The 23,808-nt window shown below is 46.3% G+C and carries 17 protein-coding genes and 1 tRNA gene; 12 read left to right on the top strand and 6 right to left on the bottom strand.

Annotation, left to right across the window (positions count from 1 at the left end):
- The 3 genes from ICN14_RS00940 (at position 1) to ICN14_RS00950 (ending at position 3,536) form a co-directional block, all read left to right on the top strand.
- Positions 1–2,490 carry a DNA internalization-related competence protein ComEC/Rec2 gene (locus tag ICN14_RS00940; protein WP_255535910.1) on the top strand — a complete coding sequence of 830 codons (2,490 nt, stop codon included), beginning with the start codon at positions 1–3 and terminating at the stop codon, positions 2,488–2,490.
- A gap of 79 nt (positions 2,491–2,569) precedes the next feature.
- Positions 2,570–2,842 carry a hypothetical protein gene (locus ICN14_RS00945; protein WP_216224187.1) on the top strand — a complete coding sequence of 91 codons (273 nt, stop codon included), beginning with the start codon at positions 2,570–2,572 and terminating at the stop codon, positions 2,840–2,842.
- 58 nt (positions 2,843–2,900) lie between these two features.
- Positions 2,901–3,536 carry a DUF6803 family protein gene (locus tag ICN14_RS00950; RefSeq protein WP_216224189.1) on the top strand — a complete coding sequence of 212 codons (636 nt, stop codon included), beginning with the start codon at positions 2,901–2,903 and terminating at the stop codon, positions 3,534–3,536.
- Positions 3,537–3,598: 62 nt separating this feature from the next.
- Here the strand turns inward: ICN14_RS00950 and ICN14_RS00955 are convergent, their stop codons facing one another.
- Both ICN14_RS00955 and ICN14_RS00960 read right to left on the bottom strand, forming a co-directional pair.
- Positions 3,599–3,811 (bottom strand): hypothetical protein, encoded by a 213-nt coding sequence (locus ICN14_RS00955; RefSeq protein WP_216224191.1) that lies wholly within the window; start codon positions 3,809–3,811, stop codon positions 3,599–3,601.
- 166 nt (positions 3,812–3,977) lie between these two features.
- Positions 3,978–4,054, bottom strand: a tRNA-Met gene (locus tag ICN14_RS00960).
- Between the two features lie 258 nt (positions 4,055–4,312).
- Here ICN14_RS00960 and ICN14_RS00965 point away from each other — a divergent pair.
- The 3 genes from ICN14_RS00965 to radA are packed head-to-tail and all read left to right on the top strand — an operon-like array spanning position 4,313 to position 8,066.
- A complete protein-coding gene (locus ICN14_RS00965) occupies positions 4,313–6,154 on the top strand; it encodes a potassium transporter Kup (protein ID WP_255535947.1) in 1,842 nt (613 codons plus the stop codon).
- Positions 6,151–6,660: a hypothetical protein gene (locus ICN14_RS00970; protein ID WP_216224193.1), complete on the top strand. Its 510-nt coding sequence runs from the start codon at positions 6,151–6,153 to the stop codon at positions 6,658–6,660. The genes ICN14_RS00965 and ICN14_RS00970 overlap by 4 nt, the downstream gene beginning before the upstream one ends.
- Before the next feature lie 41 nt (positions 6,661–6,701).
- A complete protein-coding gene (radA, locus tag ICN14_RS00975; RefSeq protein WP_216224194.1) occupies positions 6,702–8,066 on the top strand; it encodes a DNA repair protein RadA in 1,365 nt (454 codons plus the stop codon).
- A gap of 13 nt (positions 8,067–8,079) precedes the next feature.
- Here radA and prmB read toward each other — a convergent pair whose 3' ends face one another.
- Genes prmB through dapD form a run of 3 tightly spaced genes read right to left on the bottom strand, consistent with a single transcriptional unit; the run spans position 8,080 to position 10,998 of the window.
- Positions 8,080–8,976, bottom strand: coding sequence for a 50S ribosomal protein L3 N(5)-glutamine methyltransferase (gene prmB, locus ICN14_RS00980; RefSeq protein WP_216224195.1), 897 nt, complete (start codon positions 8,974–8,976; stop codon positions 8,080–8,082).
- Positions 8,977–9,009: 33 nt separating this feature from the next.
- Entirely contained in the window at positions 9,010–10,161 is a 1,152-nt protein-coding gene (gene dapE, locus ICN14_RS00985) for a succinyl-diaminopimelate desuccinylase (protein ID WP_216224196.1), read from the bottom strand.
- A gap of 9 nt (positions 10,162–10,170) precedes the next feature.
- Complete coding sequence (gene dapD, locus ICN14_RS00990) at positions 10,171–10,998, bottom strand: 2,3,4,5-tetrahydropyridine-2,6-dicarboxylate N-succinyltransferase (protein ID WP_215333495.1); 828 nt, start codon at positions 10,996–10,998, stop codon at positions 10,171–10,173.
- 174 nt (positions 10,999–11,172) lie between these two features.
- Between dapD and smc the strand changes: the two genes are divergently transcribed.
- From smc to ICN14_RS01020, 6 genes are all read left to right on the top strand, one after another.
- Positions 11,173–14,694: a chromosome segregation protein SMC gene (smc, locus tag ICN14_RS00995; RefSeq protein WP_216224197.1), complete on the top strand. Its 3,522-nt coding sequence runs from the start codon at positions 11,173–11,175 to the stop codon at positions 14,692–14,694.
- Positions 14,695–14,712: 18 nt separating this feature from the next.
- The gene (locus tag ICN14_RS01000) at positions 14,713–15,765 is read left to right on the top strand and encodes a cell division protein ZipA C-terminal FtsZ-binding domain-containing protein (RefSeq protein ID WP_216224198.1); all 1,053 of its coding nucleotides are present in this window, start codon (positions 14,713–14,715) and stop codon (positions 15,763–15,765) included.
- A 9-nt stretch (positions 15,766–15,774) separates the two neighbouring features.
- Positions 15,775–17,790, top strand: a complete 2,016-nt coding sequence (gene ligA / locus ICN14_RS01005; protein WP_216224199.1) for an NAD-dependent DNA ligase LigA — start codon at positions 15,775–15,777, stop codon at positions 17,788–17,790.
- Between the two features lie 73 nt (positions 17,791–17,863).
- Entirely contained in the window at positions 17,864–19,516 is a 1,653-nt protein-coding gene (locus ICN14_RS01010) for an FAD/NAD(P)-binding protein (protein WP_216224200.1), read from the top strand.
- Positions 19,506–20,723, top strand: a complete 1,218-nt coding sequence (locus ICN14_RS01015) for a multidrug effflux MFS transporter (protein WP_216224203.1) — start codon at positions 19,506–19,508, stop codon at positions 20,721–20,723. Before ICN14_RS01010 ends, ICN14_RS01015 begins: the two co-directional genes overlap by 11 nt.
- Positions 20,723–21,196 carry an NUDIX hydrolase gene (locus ICN14_RS01020; protein ID WP_216224205.1) on the top strand — a complete coding sequence of 158 codons (474 nt, stop codon included), beginning with the start codon at positions 20,723–20,725 and terminating at the stop codon, positions 21,194–21,196. Before ICN14_RS01015 ends, ICN14_RS01020 begins: the two co-directional genes overlap by 1 nt.
- Here the strand turns inward: ICN14_RS01020 and ICN14_RS01025 are convergent.
- Entirely contained in the window at positions 21,193–23,796 is a 2,604-nt protein-coding gene (locus ICN14_RS01025; RefSeq protein WP_216224207.1) for a [protein-PII] uridylyltransferase, read from the bottom strand. The two genes, ICN14_RS01020 and ICN14_RS01025, sit on opposite strands and share 4 nt — an antisense overlap.
- Between the last annotated feature and the right edge of the window lie 12 nt (positions 23,797–23,808).

A 23,808-nucleotide genomic window follows, 5' to 3' on the forward strand; every position in this document is an offset into this window, starting at 1 on the left:
TTGCGCATCAATATTGCGGCGTTCATCGCCGGGGGATCGCTTCTTCTATTTTTGCCTGCCGTACCGGAGTATTGGGCTTGGCTATGTATAGCTAGCACTTTTATCTCCCTAGTCGGCGTTTACATCAACTACTCCGTAATCCAAAATCGCTATGCGAGCAGTGTATTGCTAGTGGTCTGTTGCTTCACTCTGGGATTTTCTTGGAATGCACACTACGCACAAAGTCGTTTAGCTCATATCCTGCCCACGGAATATGAAGGCAAAGATCTTATTCTTGAGGGCAGAGTTAATGCCTTGCCACAGAGCTCTCCCAGCGGTGCAAAGTTTTCTTTTGGGGTGGATAAAGCCTTTTTGGGTAAGGAACGGATTGAATCATTTCCACCGCAGGTGTATCTGAGTTGGCAGCCAGCATGGCGTAATCCTCAAGATGTTCCCGAGGTCATTCCGGGTCAGCGCTGGGAATTCAAGGTCAAAATCAAAAGACCTTATGGATCCCTCAATCCCTATACCTTTGATTTTGAGCGTTGGTCTTTTCATCAGGACTTTGGTGCCAGTGGATCGGTGCGATCTGGAATATTAATTACTGAGAAAGATATTCGTTTTACTGAATTTGCTTTAGCCATGGAGTATCAGCGCTGGAAATTAAGGCAAAAGATTCAGCGTTTACTACCAAAGGATGCGCGCTATGGCGGTGTGATTGCAGCGCTCGTGATGGGCGATCAGAATGCGATCGATCAAGAAGATTGGCGTGTATTTAATGCCACTGGTATTGGGCATCTTATTTCCATCTCAGGACTCCACGTAACCATGCTGGCTGGATTTGGTGCCATGCTTGCCTCATTTTTATGGCGTCGCAATACTCTCCCGCTATTAATCCCCGTCAGTAAGGTTGCTGCAGCTGTGGGATTCCTAACGGCATTTGTGTATGCCTGGTTAGCAGGATTTCAGATTCCGGCTCAGCGAACTATGTATATGGTGGGCGTAGTTGCCTTTGCACTTTGGTCTGGCAGAAATCCGCGGCCATTTGATATTTGGTGGTGGGCGTTAGCTTTTGTACTTCTCATCGATCCAATGGCGCCCTATACGCCAGGGTTCTGGCTCTCGTTTGGGGCGGTAGCAGCAATTTTGTATGCCATGCAGGAATCAGATGGTTTGTTGGGGCTACCTACTGGCAGGGAGCTAGAGCTTGATTGGCAACATAGAGTGACTCAAGCCCTAAGGGAGGCTTGTCGAGTGCAGGCGGTTGTTACCATCGCGCTTTTGCCGTTGACTTTGTATTGGTTTTATCAAGTCTCGGTAGCCTCTCCTTTGGCAAATGCTGTTGCTATTCCGGTGGTGAGTTATATCGTGACGCCACTAGCCATAGCTGGTGCTTTATTGCCTGACTTCATTGGTAAATGGTTGTTGATACCAGCGCATGCCACGATGGACTATTTAGCCATTATGCTCACTTGGATGGCGAGTTGGAAGTGGGCAATTGCCTGGTCAAGTCAGCCCGCTTGGTGGGCAGTAGCGCTATCCACGATCGGTATTGCAATAACCATTCGTCCGGGATCTATTCGGGAGAGTTGGCCATCCAGGGTGATTGGCCTTGTATTGTGTGCAACTTTATTTATTCAGCCGCTGAGCAATAGCAGTTTGGCAAAAGGCGAGTTTCGGGCAATTGTTCTTGATATTGGCCAGGGTACGGCAGTACTTATCGAAACCAAAACAAAACGATTGCTATACGACGCTGGACCGATTCAAGGAAAAGATAATGCTGGCCAAAGAATTATCTTGCCCTACCTGAGAGGGCAAGGAATCAGTCATGTTGATCGCATGGTAATTAGTCATAGTGACAGTGATCACATTGGAGGCGCTGCAAGCTTGCTGAAAGAAATTAGCTTCGATTCCATGATGGGGTCCTTGCCAAGCACTAATCCATTACTCGTCAACTTAGAGGAAAGAGGAGTCTCCGCCATTCCCTGTCGCTTTGGTCAGCAATGGGCATGGGATGGAGTGGAGTTTCATGTATGGCATCCAAATGAGCTGACAGTCTTTGAGGATCAGCACCCTAGAAAACCTAATGAGGGGAGTTGCGTACTGGAAGTCCGTAATCAATCAACTTCATTCTGGTTGACGGGGGATGTAGAGAAGCAAGGTGAGGCTGAGATCGTTGAGCGACTAACTCAAGATGCTCTCAATGGTTTAAAAGATAGAGCGCTGATATTCATGGCGCCACATCACGGTAGCAAAACATCTTCATCTCAAGAGCTCTTAACGGCATTAAGTCCTGATGAAGCATTTGCACAAAATGGGTATCGCAATCGATATGGTCATCCACATCCAACAGTCACAGCCCGATACGAAGGTATGGATATTCCGTTTTATCAAACACCAGCTACCGGCGCACAGGTTTGGGAATTTCCAGTCAAATCGGACCCGCAAGAAAGGAAGCCCCTATTTTGGCGACAGCACAGCAAGCGCTTATGGCATAGGAAGTCTCAATAGAGCGTAAACTTTAATTATGATGAAATTCATTACGCTACTTTTTTGCAGCCTCTTCGTCAGCCAAATTAATGCTGCGATGATGCCTGTCGATTTAAATGTGGCAAATAGCACGGCTTCTGTCGTTAGCCACGATCATTGCCAGGTGGTCGAGCCGGCCAGCCTAGCTGAAAATGGTAAGTTGAGCGGTAATGCAAGTACAACCCATTATTGCTGTGCTGTGTTGGCGATCTTGGCAATTTCACCCGCATTCTCAGTATCCAAACAAGTCGATATCTATTTGCAGGGCAATCTTTCAACGCCCGACTCTAATGTTCTCGAGTCTATTTATAAGCCCCCCAGAAATTATCTGTAATCAGTTTTGCTTGTGGCATCTAAATGCCCTTAGATAATTTTCGCTTTGGAGAATAACAATGAACATGACTCACTACATGCAGTTATTGGCTGATAACCAGCCCTGGAATTTATTGATTTTTATGGCTATACCAATAGTGCTAGCCGAGACTTTGGCAATCACAGAGTTGTACATTCTTTTTACCCGCAAGTTTGATGGCTTTGTTTATCACCTGAATCGATTTTCAGGAACGACAGTGGGTTTGTATTTCATTGGCGTCATTGTCTATTTAATGACAACTGCCGTGCTACCGATTACCAGAAATAATGAATGGCGCACTGCAATTGATGTGATAGCGGTTGGTAGTTATTTGATTGGCGGCCTGCCTTTAATTTGGATAGCCTTGCAGGAGTTTGGTTTTGTGAACAAGGCTTTAGACCAAATGGGTAAGCTCAGGATTCATGCGATCTGCGTTGCATTGTTTTTGGTGTTTGGGCATATCGCTATGATTGCCGGCATGCTTGACCCTTCGCTATTGGGTTATCAGGGTGCTGATACTCATCAAATGGGTAGCAGTAGCGCTAATCATGAGTATTGCGATCCAGCGATGCATGAAGGGATGAAGGCCATGCATCAGCAAATGATGAATGGCGGAAATATGCCCAACGGTAATCCCAATAAAATGCCAATGAACTCACAAGGCCATTCGCATTAAGTAAAAATTTAAGAGTGTAAAAAAACCGCCTCCGGGCGGTTTTTCATTGGGTGATTCAGAAGTTACTCTTCCCAGGGAAACCGTTCGCGACTTAACTCTTCCATAATTTCTCGCTTACTCTTAGCGGCATTTGTTGGGCGATTGGCCCCGTGCTTTTCACCTTCTGTCGTACATGAATCGGTATTACCCAGCCCATTGATTGAGTCATCAGTTAAAGAAGTTGGCTTCTCGGTCTCGACTTTTTCTAAGTGCTCTGGATTAGATTTATCTGTCATGGCTAAGTTCCTTGATTGGGCTTGCTCTGATTAGAGCATTTAGTCGTGACCAGTGAAAGCAGGGGGTTTGGAGAGCTCAAACTCATTAATTTGATGCTTATGCATATTTAATTGAAACCCAGAAAAGCAAAAAGCCCTTAAAAATAAGGGCTTAAAGCATAAATCTTGGTTGCGGGGGCAGGATTTGAACCTACGACCTTCGGGTTATGAGCCCGACGAGCTGCCAGACTGCTCCACCCCGCGTCTGAAGCTGAGATTCTACCATTTTTTAGGGGTCCCTGTCGAGGTATACCTTCAAATGGAGTTGAAATAAGCGGTTTTGAGAGGTAAATATCACTCCTGAGTCATGCTGCATAAGGAGTAACATATTGCCACGCAACATTGTTATGAGGCCCATTAATGTCAGTCAGTAACCAAGAGTTTTCCCAATCCTCTTTATTGAGGCCGGTTGAGATTTCTCGGCAAGAGCATGGTCACCCAAAGGGGGCCTCATTTTCTCTCATGCTTGCAGCAATTGGAGTTGTCTTCGGAGATATCGGAACAAGTCCGCTTTATGCGCTTAAAGAATGTTTCAGCCCAGAGCATGGCATCCCTTTTTCTAATGAGGCTGTCTATGGTGTGATTTCGATGGTTTTTTGGGCCTTCACCATTGTGGTTTCACTCAAGTACGTGATGTTTGTGATGCGTGCAAACAATCATGGTGAGGGCGGCATTCTGGCTTTGATGGCCTTAGCTTTGCGAACAGCACCTACTGGCTCGAAGCGTTCCCTGTTGATCATCATGGCTGGAGTTTTTGGCGCCTGTATGTTTTATGGGGATGCCATCATTACACCAGCGATCTCCGTTCTCTCCGCGGTGGAAGGTTTAGAGGTGATTTCACCGGAGTTAACGCGCTTTGTTATTCCGGGCACGATTATTATTTTGGTGGCGCTATTTTTCATTCAGAAAACGGGTACCGCTGTAGTGGGTAATTTATTTGGGCCGGTGATGTTGGTCTGGTTTTTGGCTATTGGTCTGATGGGGCTTTATCAAGTGATTGAGAATCCCCAAATTTTTGCAGCTATCAACCCTCTGTATGCCATTCGATTTATGGGGGAGCACGCGCTCCAGGGATTTATTGTTCTTGGCGCAGTCTTCTTAGTGCTTACAGGTGCTGAAGCGCTATATGCGGATATGGGGCACTTTGGTATCAAGCCCATCCGAATGGGTTGGTTCTTATTTGTGATGCCTTGCTTGCTTTTAAATTATTTCGGTCAAGGCGCAATGTTTTTGAGTCATCCCGAGAACATCACCAATCCATTTTTCTTAATGGTGCCTGATGCCTTTGTAATTCCCTTGGTGATCTTGGCCACACTTGCTACCGTCATTGCCTCCCAGGCTGTAATTTCTGGCGCGTTTTCTATGACGAGTCAGGCTATCTTGCTGGGCTTTGTACCGCGCATGAAAATTCGCCACACATCTGATCGTGAAATTGGGCAGATCTATATGCCGCTGGTGAACTGGACCTTATTGGTTTTAGTGATTGCCGTGGTTCTAGCATTTAAGCAATCCGCTAATTTAGCTGCTGCCTACGGTATTGCAGTGACTACCACCATGATCGTGACGACATTCTTGGCTGCTATTGTCATGCGCGTTGTGTGGCGCTGGAATACGCTACTCGTTACTCTAGTGATTAGTGCTTTTCTGATTGTTGACCTCGCCTTTTTGGCTGCCAACCTCTTGAAGATTATGGAAGGTGGTTGGTTCCCGCTGCTACTAGGCGCAGCTTGCTTCTTGTTGCTAATGACTTGGTATCAGGGAAGAAAGTTGCTGCGTCAACGCGCCATGGAAGAGGGTATTGAGCTCAAAGGATTCATTGATGTATTGATGAAAAATCCTCCTCATCGTGTTGAGGGTACGGCTATCTTTTTGACTGCTCATGTTGACTACCTGCCAGTTTCTTTCTTGCATAACCTCAAGCACAACCACGTTCTGCATGAGAGGGTTTTCTTTCTTAAGGTGAGTATTTGGGATGTCCCTTATGTCAAGGATGAAGAGCGCATCACTTTGCGAGACTTGGGAAATAATATTTTCGTAGTACGCGCGGTATACGGCTTTAATGAGACTCCAGATATGGGTAGGATCATTGAGTTGATTGAGAAATCATCCGGTCTTAAATTTAACTTGATGGACACTTCCTTCTTTTTATCTCGTGACACTATCGTTGCTACTGATGCTCCTGGAATGGCTTTGTGGCGCGAGCGCCTGTTCTGCTGGATGTATCAGAACGCGGGTCGCCAATCTGACTTCTTCAAGATTCCTGCCAATCGTTTGGTTGAGCTTGGTGCAAAGGTAGAGATTTGAGAAAGCCGATTACTTTTCGTTCACTGCTTTCATTGGGGGCATTCCTACTGGTTTGCTCCTTTAGCAGTCTGGTGCTCGCTACGCCTGCTGAAGAGGCGCAGCTAGAGCAACTGGACAAGATTGAAGGTGAATTAGAGTTACAGCGCGATTGGGCTAAATATCGTTGGGATAAAAAGAACTCTGAGTGTTATCAAAACTACTGGGTCAATAGCTGCCTCAGGGACTCTCGTGCTGAGTATCGTAAGGAGATAGATCCTATTCGTGTGCAAGAAGTAGAGTTGCATGAAGTGCAGCGTAAGTTACGCGCAAGTATTAAGGATCAACGTGATGCGGCGAAGATTGCTGAGCGGGCCTCTGCTGAAAAAGCAGCTGAGCGTATAGCCAATCAAAAAGAATTTGAAGAGAAGCAAAAGGCAGCCGCTGCCCGTGCAGCAGATGTTGAGCAACGCCGTAAAGATGCGCCTAAGCGTGCTCAAGAGAATAAAGCGGGCACACAGCTCGATTAACTGATTTTTACTGCTGCACTCACTAATTACTAGGTAATACTTTGGCCAAGATTAAAACAATCTATATCTGTCAGTCATGCGGTGGAACCTCTGCCAAGTGGCAAGGACAGTGCCCTTCATGCCAAGCATGGAATACGCTTGAAGAGGGCTTACCTGAGGTGAGCTCGAATACCCGCTTTCAAGGCCTAGCTCAATCTCTCCCACGTCAAAAGCTCTCAGCAATTAGCGCGGAAGATCTCCCACGTTTTAGTACTGGCGTAGAAGAGTTTGATCGCGTACTGGGTGGTGGATTAGTCCCTGGAGGCGTAGTGCTCTTGGGCGGTGATCCAGGCATTGGTAAATCCACTTTATTGCTACAGGCGCTCGCTGAAATGAGTGCTGCAGGTATGAACGTCCTCTACAGTAGCGGTGAAGAATCTGCTGCTCAAATTGCACTCCGAGCAAAACGTATTGCATTGGATGCTCCTCAATTAGAAGTACTGGCTGAGATTCAATTGGAAAAGCTGTTGTCCATTATGGATACGGTAAAGCCCCAGGTCTTGGTAGTCGACTCTATTCAGACTTTGTATTCAGAAGTGTTGAGCTCTGCTCCGGGCTCAGTTGCGCAAGTACGAGAGTGTGCTGCGCAATTAACTAGGGCTGCTAAATCTAGTGGTATTTGCGTCTTAATGGTGGGTCACGTGACGAAGGATGGTCACTTAGCTGGTCCTCGCGTGCTTGAGCATATTGTGGATACTGTTCTCTACTTTGAGGGTGATACCCATTCTTCATTTAGATTGGTGCGCTCGATTAAAAACCGTTTTGGCGCAGTCAATGAGCTCGGCGTATTTGCCATGACTGAAAAAGGTCTTCGTGGAGTTGCCAATCCTTCAGCTATCTTCTTATCGCAACATGCCGAGATGGTGCCTGGTGCTTGCGTATTGGTTACGCAAGAGGGCAGTCGTCCACTCTTGGTAGAGATTCAGGCGCTCGTAGATACTGCGCATATCCCCAATCCTCGACGCTTGGCTGTCGGCTTGGAGCAGGCGCGTTTGGCTATGCTTTTGGCGGTATTGCATCGTCACGCTGGTGTTGCCTGTTTTGATCAAGATGTCTTCTTGAACGCAGTAGGTGGCGTGAAGATCTCAGAGCCAGCTGCCGACTTGGCAGTGTTATTGGCAATCCAATCTTCGATTCGCAATAAGGCCCTACCAAAAGAATTGATTGTCTTTGGTGAGGTTGGTCTTGCTGGAGAGATTCGTCCATGCCCACGTGGCCAGGAGCGCCTGAAAGAAGCCGCTAAGCTTGGCTTCACAGTCGCAATTATTCCAAAGGCCAATATGCCGAAGACGAAGATTCCGGGATTAAGAGTGATACCAGTAGAGCGGATTGATGAGGCTATCTCTGCAGCAGCAGAGCTAAGCTAAGGCGACGCTAAACTTAGCGTAAGTCTTCCGCTTGAATCAGTAACACTTGCTCATCGCCCGCAGATACTTCCATCCAAATAACGGGGATCTGCGGAAACGCTCTTTTAAAGTGCTCATACTCGTTACCAATCTCAATCAGAATGGCACCACGTTCAGATAGGTAGTCAGGAGCACCAGCAATAATCTTGCGAATAAGATCCATGCCGTCATCGCCACCTGCTAATGCAAGAGCAGGCTCCGCATGATATTCAGCAGGAAGGACATTCATGGAATTAGCGTTGACGTAAGGCGGGTTGCAAATGATGAGATCAAAGAGATTATCTTCATGCGGTTCTGGAAGTGCATCCCAAAGATCGCCCTCAAAAAGTTCCACTTGAGAAGTAAGGCTATGTCGATCAAGATTGCGAGATGCCACTGCTAATGCGGGTAAGCTGATGTCACAAGCACTCACACGAATATCTGGGCAGGCTAAGGCCAGCAAAATCGCTAGAGAGCCGTTGCCGGTACAGAGATCTAGAGCTTTGCCATCTGCCGGCAGCCAAGGCTCGAGAGAGCCATCAACGATAAGTTCGGCAATCCAGGAGCGGGGAACAATGCTTTGCTCGCTGGAGAAAAAAGGCACACCCATTAGCCAGGCTTCACCCAAGATATAGGCCAAAGGCTTGCGTGAAGAGATGCGAATTTCTGCAACCTCAAATGCCTTCGCAATTTGCTCAGCACTCATTGTTTGTTCTAAGTGATCCAGCGCATCAGCAGGGCTGAGATCGAACTGTTTGCTGGCAATCCACAGAGCTTCACTCCGAGCATCGATGGCGCCATGGCCATAATGTAAATCTGCTGCTTCTAGTCGTTGTGCAATTTGATCAATACATTGATCAAGCGTCAGAGATTGCTGGGGCGAAGGGTCCATTAATTTTTAGGATAAGTAATTGGCTAAATATTCTTAAGCAACAAGTTGCTCGAGAGTCTTGCGGAAGATATTTTTGAGTGGCACAACATCATCCACAATCACGCACTCATCAATTTTGTGGCTGGTTGCATTGAGTGGGCCAAACTCAACCACCTCTTTGCAGATCTTAGCAATGAAGCGACCGTCGCTTGTGCCGCCAGTGGTAGACAGCTCTGTATCAATTTTGGTTTCAGCTTTGATAGCTTTGCGTAATGCGCCAGCAAGGGCGCCATCACCGGTAATGAATGGGCTACCGCCTAAGACCCAATCAATCTCAAAGTCGAGACCTGCAGCAGTGAGAATTCCCTCTAGACGACTACGCAACTCTTCTGGCTTGCTCTCGGTGGAGAAGCGGAAGTTGAAATCAATTGCCAGCTCGCCAGGAATGACGTTGTTTGCGCCAGTGCCCGCATGAATATTGGAAATCTGAAAGCTAGTAGGTTGGAAATACTGATTACCTTTATCCCATTCAGTCTCAACTAGCGCTTGAATTGCTGGTGCTGAAAGATGGATGGGATTTTTGCCTAGGTGAGGATAGGCGATATGTGCCTGAATACCTTTAACCCGAAGCTTGCCTGAAAGTGACCCACGACGACCATTCTTAATCATGTCGCCCAATTGGTCGACTGAGGTTGGCTCGCCAATGACGCAGTAATCTAAACGCTGCCCTTGTTTTTGCAAGCGCTCGCACATGATGACGGTGCCATCATTGGCTGGACCTTCTTCATCACTGGTAATCAAAAAGGCAATCGAGCCTTTGTGATTTGGATGGGTGATTACGAATTCTTCTGTAGCAACAACGAATGCAGCAAGAGAGGTTTTCATATCCGCAGCGCCGCGGCCATAGAGCATGCCGTCACGAATGGTTGGGGTAAATGGATCATTAGTCCATTTTTCGAGCGGGCCAGTAGGTACTACGTCAGTGTGACCGGCAAACACCAATACTTCACCTTGATCACCTGCTACACCTTTTTTAATAGCCCACAGATTGGTTACCTGAAAACTCTCAGGACCACTGACAACACTCTCAGTATGAAAGCCAATAGCTTGCAAGCGTTTAGCAATGAGCTCCTGACAGCCCCCGTCCGCTGGGGTTACCGAGCGGCAGGAGATAAGGGCTTCAGTAAGCTCAAGGGTAGCGCTCATAAATTCAGCTTAATCGCGTAAGAGTTCGTTAATGGCAGTCTTGGCTCTAGTTTGAGCATCGACCTTTTTCACGATGATCGCAGCGTACAGGCTGTACTTGCCACAAGCAGAAGGGAGTGAGCCGGGAACCACAACAGAGCCTGCTGGTACACGTCCGTAATGGATCTCACCAGTTTCACGGTCGTAGATCTTGGTGCTTTGACCAATGTATACGCCCATAGAGAGAACGGCGTTTTCTTCAATAACCACGCCTTCAACGACCTCAGAACGGGCGCCAATAAAGCAGTTATCTTCAATAATCACCGGGCCAGCTTGGATTGGCTCTAAAACACCACCAATACCAACACCACCAGAAAGGTGAACGTTTTTACCGATTTGGGCACATGAACCTACAGTTGCCCAGGTATCAACCATGGTGCCTTCGCCTACATAAGCGCCAATATTGACGTATGAAGGCATTAAAACGGCATTTTTGCCAATAAATGAGCCACGGCGAGCCATTGCAGGCGGAACTACGCGGAAACCGCCATTGGCGAAGTCTTCAGCGGTGTAGTGCTCAAACTTACTTGGCACCTTGTCGTAGAACTGGGTATAGCCGCCAGCACCCATGGGTTTGTTATCTTCCAGGCGGAAAGAGAGCAAAACTGCCTTCTTTACCCACTGGTTTACTTCCCATTTGCCGACGCTGCGGCGTTCTGCTACGCGAATACTGCCCGTATTAAGGCCTTCGAGTACGGCGTTGACGGCGTTGCGGATTTCCCCAGAAACGGCCTCAGGAGACAGGTTTGCGCGGTTTTCCCAGGCTTGTTCGATGATGCTTTGTGGTGATTGGCTCATGCTTTTCAGTTAACTATCAGATTGTTAAGGGGTTTTGCCCCTGGAAGTAGATTAGTCATTATATCGGTGGGGCAAAAACCCGTGTGAGGAGCCTTAAGCTTGCTATCATCTTCCCACTTTAGTAATAATTTTTACCCCCTTATTTGAACCCCTTTTTTCCCTGCAAAGTACGCCGTGCAACTGAAATCCATCAAACTTTCCGGCTTTAAGTCCTTCGTCGATCCAACCCACTTTGAAATGCCAGGTCAATTGATCGGTGTTGTGGGTCCTAACGGTTGCGGAAAGTCGAATATTATTGACGCTGTGCGCTGGGTTTTGGGTGAGTCTCGCGCTAGTGAATTGCGTGGCGAATCCATGCAGGACGTTATTTTTAATGGTTCTGGTTTACGTAAACCATCTGGTCGTGCCAGCGTAGAACTCATTTTTGACAATTCTGAAGGACGTGCTCAAGGTCAGTGGAGTGCTTTTACAGAATTAGGTATCAAACGTGTTCTGACGCGTGATGGCAATTCTAGTTATTACGTAAACAATCAAGTTGTACGTCGCAAAGATATTCAAGATATTTTCTTGGGTACCGGTATGGGTCCAAGAGGTTACGCGATCATCGGGCAAGGCACGATCAATCGCATCTTAGAAGCGAAGCCAGAAGAGCTACGTGTTTTCTTAGAAGAAGCTGCAGGCGTTTCTAAATATAAAGAGCGTCGTAAAGAAACTGCTTCCCGTCTTGAGGACACAAAAGAAAATTTAGTGCGCGTAGAAGATATTCTGCGTGAGCTTGATCAGCAGGTAACTCGCTTAGAGAAGCAGGCTACTGTTGCTGAGCGCCATGCTGAACTGTCTACTGAGATGAAGTCTCAGCAACAGTTACTCTGGTTCGTGCGTCAGACCGAGGCTGGTAAAGAGCAGGAACGTCATGCCAACGGTATTCGTGACACACAAGTGAGCTTAGAAGAGCAAACAGCCAAAATGCGTCATGTAGAGACTGAGCTCGAGACAATGCGCACTGAGCAATACGCTTTGCAAGATAAAGTTTCTCAAGCCCAAGGCGATTTGTATCAAACGAATGCTGATGTTAGCCAAGTAGAGTCACAGATTCGTTACGTGCAAGAAGCACGTCAGCGCCTACAACAGCAATCTCTAGATTTACAAGCTCAATTACAACGCTGGACTGTTCAAGAAACTGATGCTGCGCAAGCGCAGCGTACGGCAGAGCAAGAGCTCAGCCTAGCCGCAGAAAGAGAGCAAACATTAATCGCGGATTTATCTGGCTTGCAAGAGCAAATGCCATCTCGCGAAGAGGCTTATCAAATTCACGCACGTGAACTCAATGATGCCCGCGAGAACTTGGCCACGATTGATCAGCGCTTAGCTAGTTTAGGTGAGCGCGTTAAAGCCATCACTACACAAGTTGAAGAGCTCAAAGGGCGCGATAGCCGCCTTGAGGCTGAACTTGCTGGTATGCGCAGACCCGATGCCGAAGCTTTACAAATGGCGATTGATCGTCATGCGATGGCGCAACGCAAAGTAGATGAAGCAAGACAAAAAGCAGGTGAGGCGCAACAACGTGTACCGGCTGCCGATGAAGCTCGCAACACTGCACAACAACAGATTCAGTCGGCTAACCAAGAGTTAGCTCAAACCGAAGCAAAACTCACAGCGCTGACTGCATTGCAAGCCAGCGTTCAAGCCCAAGGAAAAATTGGTCCATGGCTTGAGAGTAAGGGCTTAAAAGAGAGCAAGCGTTTGTGGCAAGAGCTCAAGGTGGAGAGTGGTTGGGAAGCAGCCTTGGAGTCCGTCTTACGTGAGCGCTTAGCCGCGGTTACAGCGAAGAGCGTTCAAGAAACTTTAGCCTTGGCGAATGATGCCCCTCCAAGTCGTTTAGCGATTTTGTTAACGGAAGATATTTCTCCTGCGCACACGACTGTGCCAGCGGATTTCATTCCATTGTTGACTCGTGTTCAGAGCGCAGGCGCACCTCGCGTTGCCGCTGTATTACAAGAGTGGTTAGACAACATCTATATTGCTAATAGCTTGGAAGATGCATTGCATCGCCGTGAGAAGTTACCTGCTGGCGGTGCTTTTGTTACCCAACAAGGTCACTTAGTTAGCCGTGTAGGTGTGCAGTTATATGCAGCCGACTCTGAGCAGGCTGGTATGTTGGCGCGCGCTCAAGAGATGGAAGGTCTCGAGAAGCAATTGCGTGCACAGAAACTCATTCAAAGTGAGTTGCAAGGTGAGTTGGATCAATGTGCTGCCAACTATCAGGCCGCACACCAAACTGCTGAGCAAACTCGTATTGCTGCTGAGCAAGCCGTTCAAGAAGTGCATGGTTTTGAAGTAGAAAGAATGCAATTAACTCAGGCTGAAGAAAAGTACAGTCAACGCGCTGAACAAATTCAGGGTGAGCTAAGTGAGTTGCGTCAGCAAATGGAGCAATTGATTCAGACTCAGGAACAATCAGCAGAAGAGTTTGCTCAGTCAGAAGAGTCCAAGCAAGGTTTACAAGAAAACCTTGCCATCGCTCAGGAGAAGCTTGAGTTGGCTACCCAAGAGCGTGATCGCCTCCGTGAAGCCTTGCGTTCATCTGAGATGTCCGCTCAAGAAGCTGCATTTGCAACTCGCTCTCTACAGCAGCGCATTGCTGACTTACAGCGTGATCAAAGTACTGCACGTGTGCAGATCATGGAAATTCAGGATAAGCAGGCTACTTCCGAGCAAGAGCTTGAAACGCTTAGCGATGAAGAAGCGCAAGATAAATTACAAGGTCTCTTATTGGCCCGCAGTGCTCGTGAAGCCGCATTGGCTAATGCCCGTACTGAACAAGACGCTTTATTGCATCAATTGCGTGAAGCGGATGAAGTGCGTTTACAAATTGAGCGTAGCCTCCAGCCGATGCGTGACAAGGTTGTGGATTTGCAATTGCGTGAACAGGCTGCCCGTTTGAACTTTGAGCAATTTGCAACCTTACTCTCGGATGCCGAAGCAGACTTAACTGCATTGGAAGCAAGCTTTAGTCCTGACCTTAAGGTCGGTGCATTGCAAACTGAAGTCAATCGCCTCAACTCAGAGATTCAGTCTTTGGGTCCGGTCAATATGGCTGCCTTGGATGAACTTTCAAGTTCACGTGAGCGTAAGCAGTTCTTAGATGCGCAATCTGCTGACTTGAATGAAGCAATGCAGACTTTGACGGATGCCATTGCCAAGATTGATGCGGAAACCCGTGATCTCTTGCAAGGTACTTTTGATCAGGTCAATACCCACTTCGGAAAACTGTTCCCTGAGTTATTCGGTGGCGGTCATGCTGAGTTGGTAATGACTGGTGAGGAGATTTTGGATGCTGGCGTTCAAGTGATGGCTCAGCCTCCAGGCAAGAAAAATAGCTCGATCTACTTACTCTCCGGTGGTGAAAAGGCCTTGACTGCGATTGCCTTGGTTTTCTCTTTGTTCCTTCTCAATCCTGCACCGTTCTGTTTACTCGATGAGGTTGATGCACCGTTGGATGATGCGAACACCTTGCGTTATGCGCAGATGGTTGCCAAAATGTCTAACAAGACTCAATTTGTATTCATCTCACATAACAAGATCACTATGGAAATTGCTCATCAGCTGATTGGTGTCACCATGCAAGAGCAGGGGGTTTCTCGTATTGTGGCGGTGGATATTTCTTCTGCGGTATCTATGGTGGAGGCAGCTTAAGTGGATCTAGAGCAATTCATGACAATGTTAGGTTTGTCTGACTTGCAGTTCGCTTTGGCTGTTATTGGCCTACTGATTCTCATTTCAGTCGCCATTCTGAATCTCAAATACGCCCGCGCTCGCCGTAAGGCAAGAGCTGCTGGCGAATACTCTGCTGATGATCGTTTTACAAAGGAACCTTCTTTTGGCCCAGGCTTTGCTGAGGCTGAAGAGCGTTCGGAGCCATCTTTTGGTGACATTGTAGTTTTAACGCCATCTACCCCAGAAAGTTTTTCTATTGATCCCCGCATTGATTGCGTTATCACTCTGCGTTTTGACGAAGGCATTAGTGGCGCTGAAATCTTAGAAGAAATCAATGCTTGGAATGATGTACCTGCAACTTCAACAGCGCGTTGGATGTGCGAAGGCTTAAACGCCGATGTTAATGCTGCTGAAGATTGGGAAGCATTGCGCCCAGAAGCGTCTTATTCCGAGTTACAGCTGGCAATTCAGTTAGCTAGCCGCCGTGGCCCGATTGGTGTTTTGGAGTTATCCGATTTTTGTTCTCGCGCTCAAGCACTTGCAGAAACTTTGGGTTCTCAGATTGATATGCCAAGCGTAAGCACCATGCTTGATAGTGCTAAAGAGCTCGATGCCATGGCTGCGGAGAGCGATATTCAATTGAGTATCAACGTTCTATTTGACGAAGCAACTCCTGGCGCTAACTTTGATGCTTTGATGCGTAAGCGCGGTTTTAGACTTTCCCGCAATGGCCGCGCTTATGAATTCTTTAGTAATGGCGCCCTGATTTTTACTAGCGCAGAAATCGATCCTAATGCGCCTGTTAAGCAAGTGACCTTATTACTTGAAGTGCCTCTGGTATCTCAGGATGAGCGTGCTTTCGAGCGCATGCTGGGAGAGGGTATTGAGATTGCTCAAGCTGCCCACGGTCGCTTGGTCGATGACAACGGTATTAATTTGACTGAAGCTGCAGTGATTAGTATTCGTCAGCATCTCGATGTCTTGTATGCCAATCTTGAGAAGGGTGGCGTTCCAGCTGGCTCTTCTACTGCCAGCAGACTCTTTAGCTAAGGAATCGCTTTGTCGTCCTCTAGTCCGACAAATTTAGCGGATCGCTACGCATTCTTGCAGGCTGAGCTAGCTCGCTTAGAGCATGCTTACTATGTTCTTGATAATCCAATAGTTCCTGATAGTGAATACGATCGCCTCTATCGAGAGTTGCTCGATATTGAGGCTGTCCATCCCGAATGGGTAACTTCTGATTCACTCTCGCAGAGAGTAGGCGGCACCGCTCTCAAAGAATTTGATTCGGTAACTCATGCAGTACCGATGCTTTCCTTAAATAATGCATTTGAAGACACTGAGCTGATTGCCTTTGATCGTCGTTGTCGTGAAGGTCTACACGTTGACCAGGTAGATTACGCGGGAGAACTCAAATTTGATGGCCTAGCAATCTCACTACGCTATGAGCATGGCTCATTAGTGAGGGCAGCCACTCGTGGTGATGGTGCTAGCGGTGAAGATGTCACTGCTAACATCAAAACGATTCGGGCTATTCCACTAAAACTGATAGGTGAGAACATCCCAGCTGTATTGGAGGTGCGCGGTGAAGTCTTTATCTACCTCAAGGACTTCCAGAACATGAATGCACAAGCTGCTGCCCAGGGTGAGAAGGAGTTTGCTAACCCCCGTAATGCTGCAGCAGGTAGTCTGCGCCAATTAGATTCTAAGATCACCGCTAAGCGGCCATTGTCATTCTTTGCCTATGGCCTAGGGGCGCTAGAGCCACAATCTTGGCTTCCAAAAACCCATGAAGAGTTACTTAACGCGTATGCAAAGCTCGGCCTGCCAGTTTGCTCAGAACGCCGTGTTCTCAAATCAGTAGAAGAGATATTGGCTTTCTATAACGAGGTTGGTGCAAAGCGAGATTCTTTACCTTATGACATCGACGGCGTGGTCTATAAGGTCAACTCTTTTGCAGAGCAAGCTAAGCTGGGCTTTGTATCTAGGGCCCCACGCTTTGCTTTAGCCCATAAGTTCCCAGCGCAAGAAGCCTTAACTACTGTTCTCGGAATTGATGTCCAAGTAGGGCGCACTGGCGCCATCACTCCTGTTGCAAGACTCGCTCCTGTAGAAGTAGGCGGAGTAACTGTTACCAACGCTACCCTTCACAATGAAGACGAAGTAAAGCGTAAAGACGTACGTATTGGCGATACCGTTTCTGTTAGAAGAGCGGGGGATGTGATTCCGGAAGTAGTGTCGGTTGTTAAGGAGCGTAGACCAGCCAACACATCAGAATTTGTCATGCCAACAAATTGCCCCGTATGTGATTCCCATATTGAGCGCTTAGCTGATGAAGCAGTTGCCCGTTGTAGTGGCGGCTTGTTCTGCGGCGCACAGCGTAAGCAAGCCTTAATTCATTTTGCCCATAGAAGAGCATTAGATATTGAAGGTTTGGGTGAGAAGATCGTCGATCAATTAGTCGATCACAATCTGGTTCGAACACCTGCTGATCTCTATCGACTTGGCTTTGCGGCTATTGCGAACCTGGAACGCATGGGCGAGAAGTCTGCCGACAACCTTATCGCGGCAATCAATCAATCGAGAAATACCACGCTAGCGAGATTCATCTTTGCATTGGGCATTCGTCATGTGGGAGAGACTACTGCCAAAGACTTAGCAAATCACTACCAAACTATGCACGCCCTGATGGACGCCACTCTCGAAGACTTGCTGACAGTCAAAGATGTTGGCCCCGTTGTAGCCGACTCCATCACGAGCTTTATGGGAGAAGCCCATAACCGTGAAGTGATCGAGCAACTCTTAGCCTCTGGGATGCAGCTATCCGTTGAGGAAAAAGTCATCAGCGCAGCCGTAGCAGGAAAAACCTTTGTACTTACAGGCACATTCCCGACCCTGACAAGGGATGAAGCAAAAGATCTTCTTGAAAAAGCTGGCGCTAAGGTAGCTGGATCAGTCTCCAAGAAAACCGACTACGTAGTTGCGGGATCAGACGCCGGCAGTAAGCTAACTAAAGCTGAAGAGTTGGGTGTTCCAGTGATTGATGAGGCGGCTATGGTGGATTTGCTCAAGTAGGTCATTTCCTACACAAACATCAGGTAGGCATTTTTGTTTCCCGTCGATAAGCTTAAGGCTTTGAGAGGGAAGCATGCATCAAAATAGCGTAAGCAAGTTCTTGGAGATCTCGGATTGTTTGGAGGTGGAGAGCTATTTATACTCAAGTGAATCAATCACTAGCATCGCAATCATTGGGTGCGGAGCCTCGGGCGTTGCAACTCTAGCAAGCCTAATTGAATGCATAAAAAATTCAAATTATCAAAAATACAAAATAAATATTTTTGAGAAAAGTTCAAACTTTGGATCAGGACTGGCGTATCAATACGATAGCGATGATTTATTGATGAATATGGTGAGCTCAACTACTTCCATATTTGAAAATCGAGAAGCTGATTTTTGGGAATGGATAGTTGATAGGGGTCATGGGATAGGCTCAGGTCAAGTTATGCCTGGTTCTGGGGTTTCCCCCGATGGTTATATCTCACGACAATTCTTTGGTTTATATCTCAAAGACCGTCTTTATGATGCTATCTATGAAGCTAAAAAAATTAATGTGTCAGTCGAATTGGTAAATCATGAAGTGCTTGATATTAAGAATAAAAATCAACACTTTCAGGTGGTTGATTGTGCAGAACATGTAAGTCAGTTTGATTATGTAATTTTATGTACAGGAAACATTGACCCGCATGACATATTTAATCTTAAGGGAAAAAGCCAGTACATCAATAACCCATATCCGATTAATCGTTATGCCATGAGTATTGGCAAGAATGATTGTGTTGGCATTATTGGTGGCCAACTGACAGCAGCCGATATAGCTGTAGTACTGGTCCAGAAAGGACATGTTGGACCAATTCATTTTTTTACTAGAGGGTTAAATCACCCTTTGGCTAGATGTCCCAAGGAAAAATTTGAGTTGATGCATTTTAATCTTGAAAATTTAGAGGCTATAAGGTTCAGGCAGTTCGGAGAAATCTCTTTAAGGCAGGCCTTAAGACTTGCTAGAAAGGATTTTATAAGGACCGGAATTCAGTGGAAAAAGTTCTTTAATCCAGCTGAGCTCTCCTATGAAGATTGGATGTTGCATCTATTCTCAAAAGGCCATATGTATGCGGAATGGCAGAATTTTGCCGTTGCAAGTGATGCCGTTATTAGTAATTATTGGGACGCTCTGGATATGACTGGAAAAAAGGTGTTCATGAGTAAATACCACCGATTGTGGATGTCTAAGAGGGTTCCTCTCCCAGTACATACCTGCTTAAAACTATATTCACTCTTTAAAACTGGAATTCTTAAGCATCACGCACAATTAATAGATATTAACTTTAAAGCCCATAGCAATTTTGTTGCCTCAATTTCTGCTGATGGTAGCCCAGAAAAATCAACCCAAGTTGAATGCGATTGGATAATTAACGCAACAGGGCCAGCCCGCTCTATTGTTGGCAATACTGGATCGCCGCTGTTAAAAAAACTCATGAAATCGGGATTAATTAGAGCCAACTCATTTGGTGGCATTCAGGTTGATTATGAAACTTCGATGGTTAAAAGAGGCGGAGATAAAGTGGAAAATTTTTACGCCATTGGGCACCTTACTTCAGGTACCTACTACTTTGTCAGTTCCTTGGATATGGTTTCAATGGGAGCCAAAAGAGTTGCTCGGAATGTGGTTAATTCCTCGCAGCAGTCCATTAAACCAATAGAGTCTGTTAAGGAAAGGCAATTGGGAATAGAAAATGCAAACTAAAGCTCCTTTTCTAATCCCGCTTATGATGATTTTGGTTGTAATTCCTATGTTAGCAACAGACATATATTTGCCTGCCATTACATCCATGGGTGAAGATCTTCGTGCTAGTCACTCTGCGTTAATGTTGACCTTGACCTCTTATATGGCTGGCTACTCCATTAGCCTGCTGCTTTCAGGGGTGCTTTCAGATTTGCTTGGTCGAAGAATGATTGTTCTGTGCGGGATCTTTACATTTGCCTTAGCTAGCCTTGTGAGCTGTTTTGTAACTTCAGTCGAACAGCTAACCTGGTGTCGATTTTTTCAGGCTTTAGGTGGAGGGTGCAGTACTCTTTTGGCTAGAGTGATTGTTAGGGATTTGTATGACTTTAAATCTCAAGTACGAGTTTTAAGTTATTTGGCGGCAGGACTAATAGCATCTCCAATTTTGGGGCCAATAATAGGTGCCTTTCTGACCATTAATTATGGCTGGAGATCCATATTTTATGCCCTCACATTCTTTGCTTTCATTTCGTTTGGCCTTATGTATTTTTTTATGAGGGAGTCTCTTGCGAGCACTCTCCCTAATGATTCCATATCTTTTATTAATATCTTAAAGAAGTATTTAAAGTTGCTCACCCACCGAGAGTTTTTATTCCATACGCTAGTTATCAGTTTTGCTTGGACTGTGTACTTTTCTTTTATCTCTTCTTCTCCAGGATTAATTCAACAAATTTATAAATTGAGCCCTTTGGAATATAGCTACCTTTTCTCACTATCGATTAGTGGCTATATCTTCGGAACAATTTTCATTCGTCGAAATATTGAGCGCATGGATCTTAAGGACTTAATTTACTTTTCAGGGTTAATTATTTTAATTTCCACATCTTTTCTAGTGATGTTCTCTCTGTTGGGTATAGATTCTCTCTTTATGTTGTTACCTTGTATTTTTCTTTCATTATTTGGGGTTGGAGTAATTTTTCCCGCCACTCAAGCAGGTGTGACACGTTCATTTAATTCAGATATCGGGTTAATTTCAGGGCTTTTTTATTCCATTGAAATGATGTTCGGAGCATTTGCTAGCTTTATTCTTTCAAATTTTTCTAAAGCCTCGTGGGTTTCTACCTCTTTGCTTCTGTTGTGTGCTGCCGTTGCCATCTTTACTCTATCTTGCTTTGACAGGCTCTTTAGCCGTAGGCTTATTGATCGAAGGGCAAAGAGGTTTGTGTAATGAGCTCCCCATTAGCTTTAGTTTCACTCTCGCGGAAAATATTGAACTCAGAGAGCCCGCTTTCAAGATCTAACCAACTTGGCCACATCACGGCAAGTGGTTTAGTGATTCAAGATGACAGGGTTTTACTCATCTTTCACCCCTTCATTAAGAAATGGTTCCAGCCTGGTGGTCACATTGATGATGGTGAGTATCCTATTGATGCCGCAATAAGAGAGGTTTACGAGGAGACTGGAGTTCTTTGCAGGTCTATTGAGGGTCAATTAAATCCAATTGATGTTGATCTGCACGAAATTCCCGCAAATCTAAAGAAAGCTGAAGGCGTGCATTTGCACATCGATCTCTTGTTTGTTCTGAAGGCGCTGAAAGAGGAAGAATCTTCTGAAAAGATTGAAAAGGCATGGGTTCCTTTTGATCAAATTACCAGCCCTCGTATTCAGCGAGCATTGCAAAAGCTACAAGATCAGGCTTAAGCCCCTAGTGCCTCTAGCAAATCCGTCTCCAGCAAAATCTGCAGTTTTGGATTCTTGCTCAAGTTCGCCGCATCCAGTAGGAATACGTCTTCCACTCGTTCGCCTAATGTATTAATCCGTGCTGTATGTAATGAAACCTGATGCTTGGCCAAGACCCTGGAGATGGCATAGAGTAAGCCGGTGCGATCACTTGCCGATAGTGAGAGTGCGTAGTAGTGACCTCGCTCATCCGGAATCATGTGCACACGTGGCTGAATAGGGAAGGTGCGAGACTGTCTTGAGAGTCTTCCCATGCTTGGTGATGGTAAGGGATCATTGATTTGCAGTGCTGCTGTCAGCTCGTATTCCACTAACTGAATAAGGTCGCGGTAGCTTCCACCTTCATCAACTAAATTACTGCCTGAGATTTGGAACGTATCGAGTGCATAGCCATGTTTTGTCGTATGAATGCGGGCATCCCAAATTGAGAAGCCATGGCGTTCAAAGTAAGCGCAAATTCTGGCGAATAAGTCTTCTTGGTCTTTGACGTAGACCGCAATTTGCAATCCTTCGCCAACTGGGGAGAGTCGAGCGCGTACAACTGGCGTATCGCTATCCACTTTATTAAATAAATGCCGTGTTAACCAAGCAATATCAGCAGCATCTTGGCGCAGGAAGAAGGCAACGTCTAATTTCTTCCAGAGATTATCGTAAGCAGCATCTTCAATGCCATAAAGCCTTAGTTTGGCGCGGGATTCTTCTTGATGCTGTGCGAGCTCTGAAGAGGCGTCTGGCTTTGCACCACCTAATACACGCAAGGTTACGCGATAGAGATCTTCTAGTAGCTTACCCTTCCAGGCATTCCATACTTTAGGGCTGGTTCCACGGACATCGGCAACCGTTAATAGGTACAGTGCTGTGAGATGGCGCTCATCACCCACCTTATTGGCAAATGCTTGCACTACTTCTGGATCGGTAATATCTTTTTTCTGAGCAACTTGACTCATGTTCAGATGCTCTGCAACCAACCAAATCAAGAGCTCGGTATCCGCTTTGTCTAAACCATGGTCTTTTGCAAACTTGCGCATGTCTGCTTTGCCAAGTTCAGAATGATCACCACCACGTCCTTTGGCAATGTCATGAAAGAGTGCAGCAATGACTAATAGCCAAGGCTTTTCAAAATGGGCAATCAGACTGCTGCAGAAAGGAAACTCATGCGTATGCTCGACCACCATAAAGCGGCGCACATTACGCAGCACCATCAGGATATGTTGATCAACTGTGTAGACATGAAATAAGTCATGCTGCATCTGACCAACGATTTTTCTGAAGGCGGGTAGGTAGCGGCCGAGTACGCTCGTGCGATTCATAAGCTGGAAGGCGCGACTAACTCCTTCTGGCTCTTTCAGAATCTCAATAAAGAGTGCACGGTTCACTGGATCTTTACGCCATTTGCTATCCATCTTCTGGCGCGCGTTATACAAGGCTCTGAAGATCGTCGCAGATAGACTCTTGACGTTGGATGTTTGCGCAAACACTAAGAAGGTTCGCAAAATTTGTTCTGGGTGCTTCTGAAATAGCTCAGGATCAGTAATGTCCAAAACACCTTGGCGCTCGATAAAGCACTCGTTGCCTTCGCCGGCGATGGCATGAGTCGTTTTGGATTCTTGAGGAAAAAGTAGTGCTTCAATGTTTTGCAGTAGTACGTCATTTAATTGGCTGACGGCTTTAGCTGCCCAATAGTAGCGACGCATAATCGCTTCACTAGCTAGCCTGGAGGAGTCCTCTTTAACCCCCATTGCTGCGGCAAGCGGCGCTTGTAAATCAAAGGCCAATACATCTTGCCTGCGCTTAGCCAGCAAATGTAAGTTGGCGCGCAGGGTTTCTAAAAAACGCTGGTTGCGATTGAGTTCAGTTAACTCGCGTTGAGTTATGAGGCCAGCAAGACTGAGATCTTTAAATGTATTGCCTAGGTGCGCTGCTTTACTGACCCAGGAAATTACCTGTAAATCACGTAAACCACCCGGACTCTCTTTGCAATTGGGCTCTAAAGAGTAAGGGGTGTCTTGGTATTTGTAGTGACGCTGAATTTGCTCAGCCAACTTGGCTTGAAAAAATGACTTTGGATCCAAAGTCTTTGCATAAACAGATTCAAATTCTTTGAAGAGTGCCTTCTTGCCGCAGATCAGTCTAGACTCGAGTAGAGATGTGCGAACGGTAATATCCTGCTCCGCCTCAGATACACATTCGGCAACAGTGCGAACGGAAGATCCAATCTCTAAGCCAGTATCCCAGCATTGCGCTACAAACTTTTCAATCTTGCTTGCCAATACTTCTTCAAAGTATTTTTTATCCGCAGGCAGCAAAATCAAAATATCAATATCAGAATAAGGAAACAGCGCGCCTCTACCGAATCCGCCTACTGCTACCAGGGCGGCATCTGCGTTTAATTCACATGAGTTCCATAGGCTGATGAGGAGTTCATCACTGAGTTTGCTGAGTTGCTTGGTTAATCGCCCAACAACTTGATGCTCGCGAAAATCATCATAGGCCAATTCTCGCGCAGCTCTTAAGCTGGCAATATCTACAACAGGTTGAATAGCTGCGAGAGTTTGACCCATTGCGCTTGAACT

The sequence above is a fragment of the Polynucleobacter sp. MG-27-Goln-C1 genome (assembly GCF_018881905.1).
Lineage (GTDB): Bacteria > Pseudomonadota > Gammaproteobacteria > Burkholderiales > Burkholderiaceae > Polynucleobacter.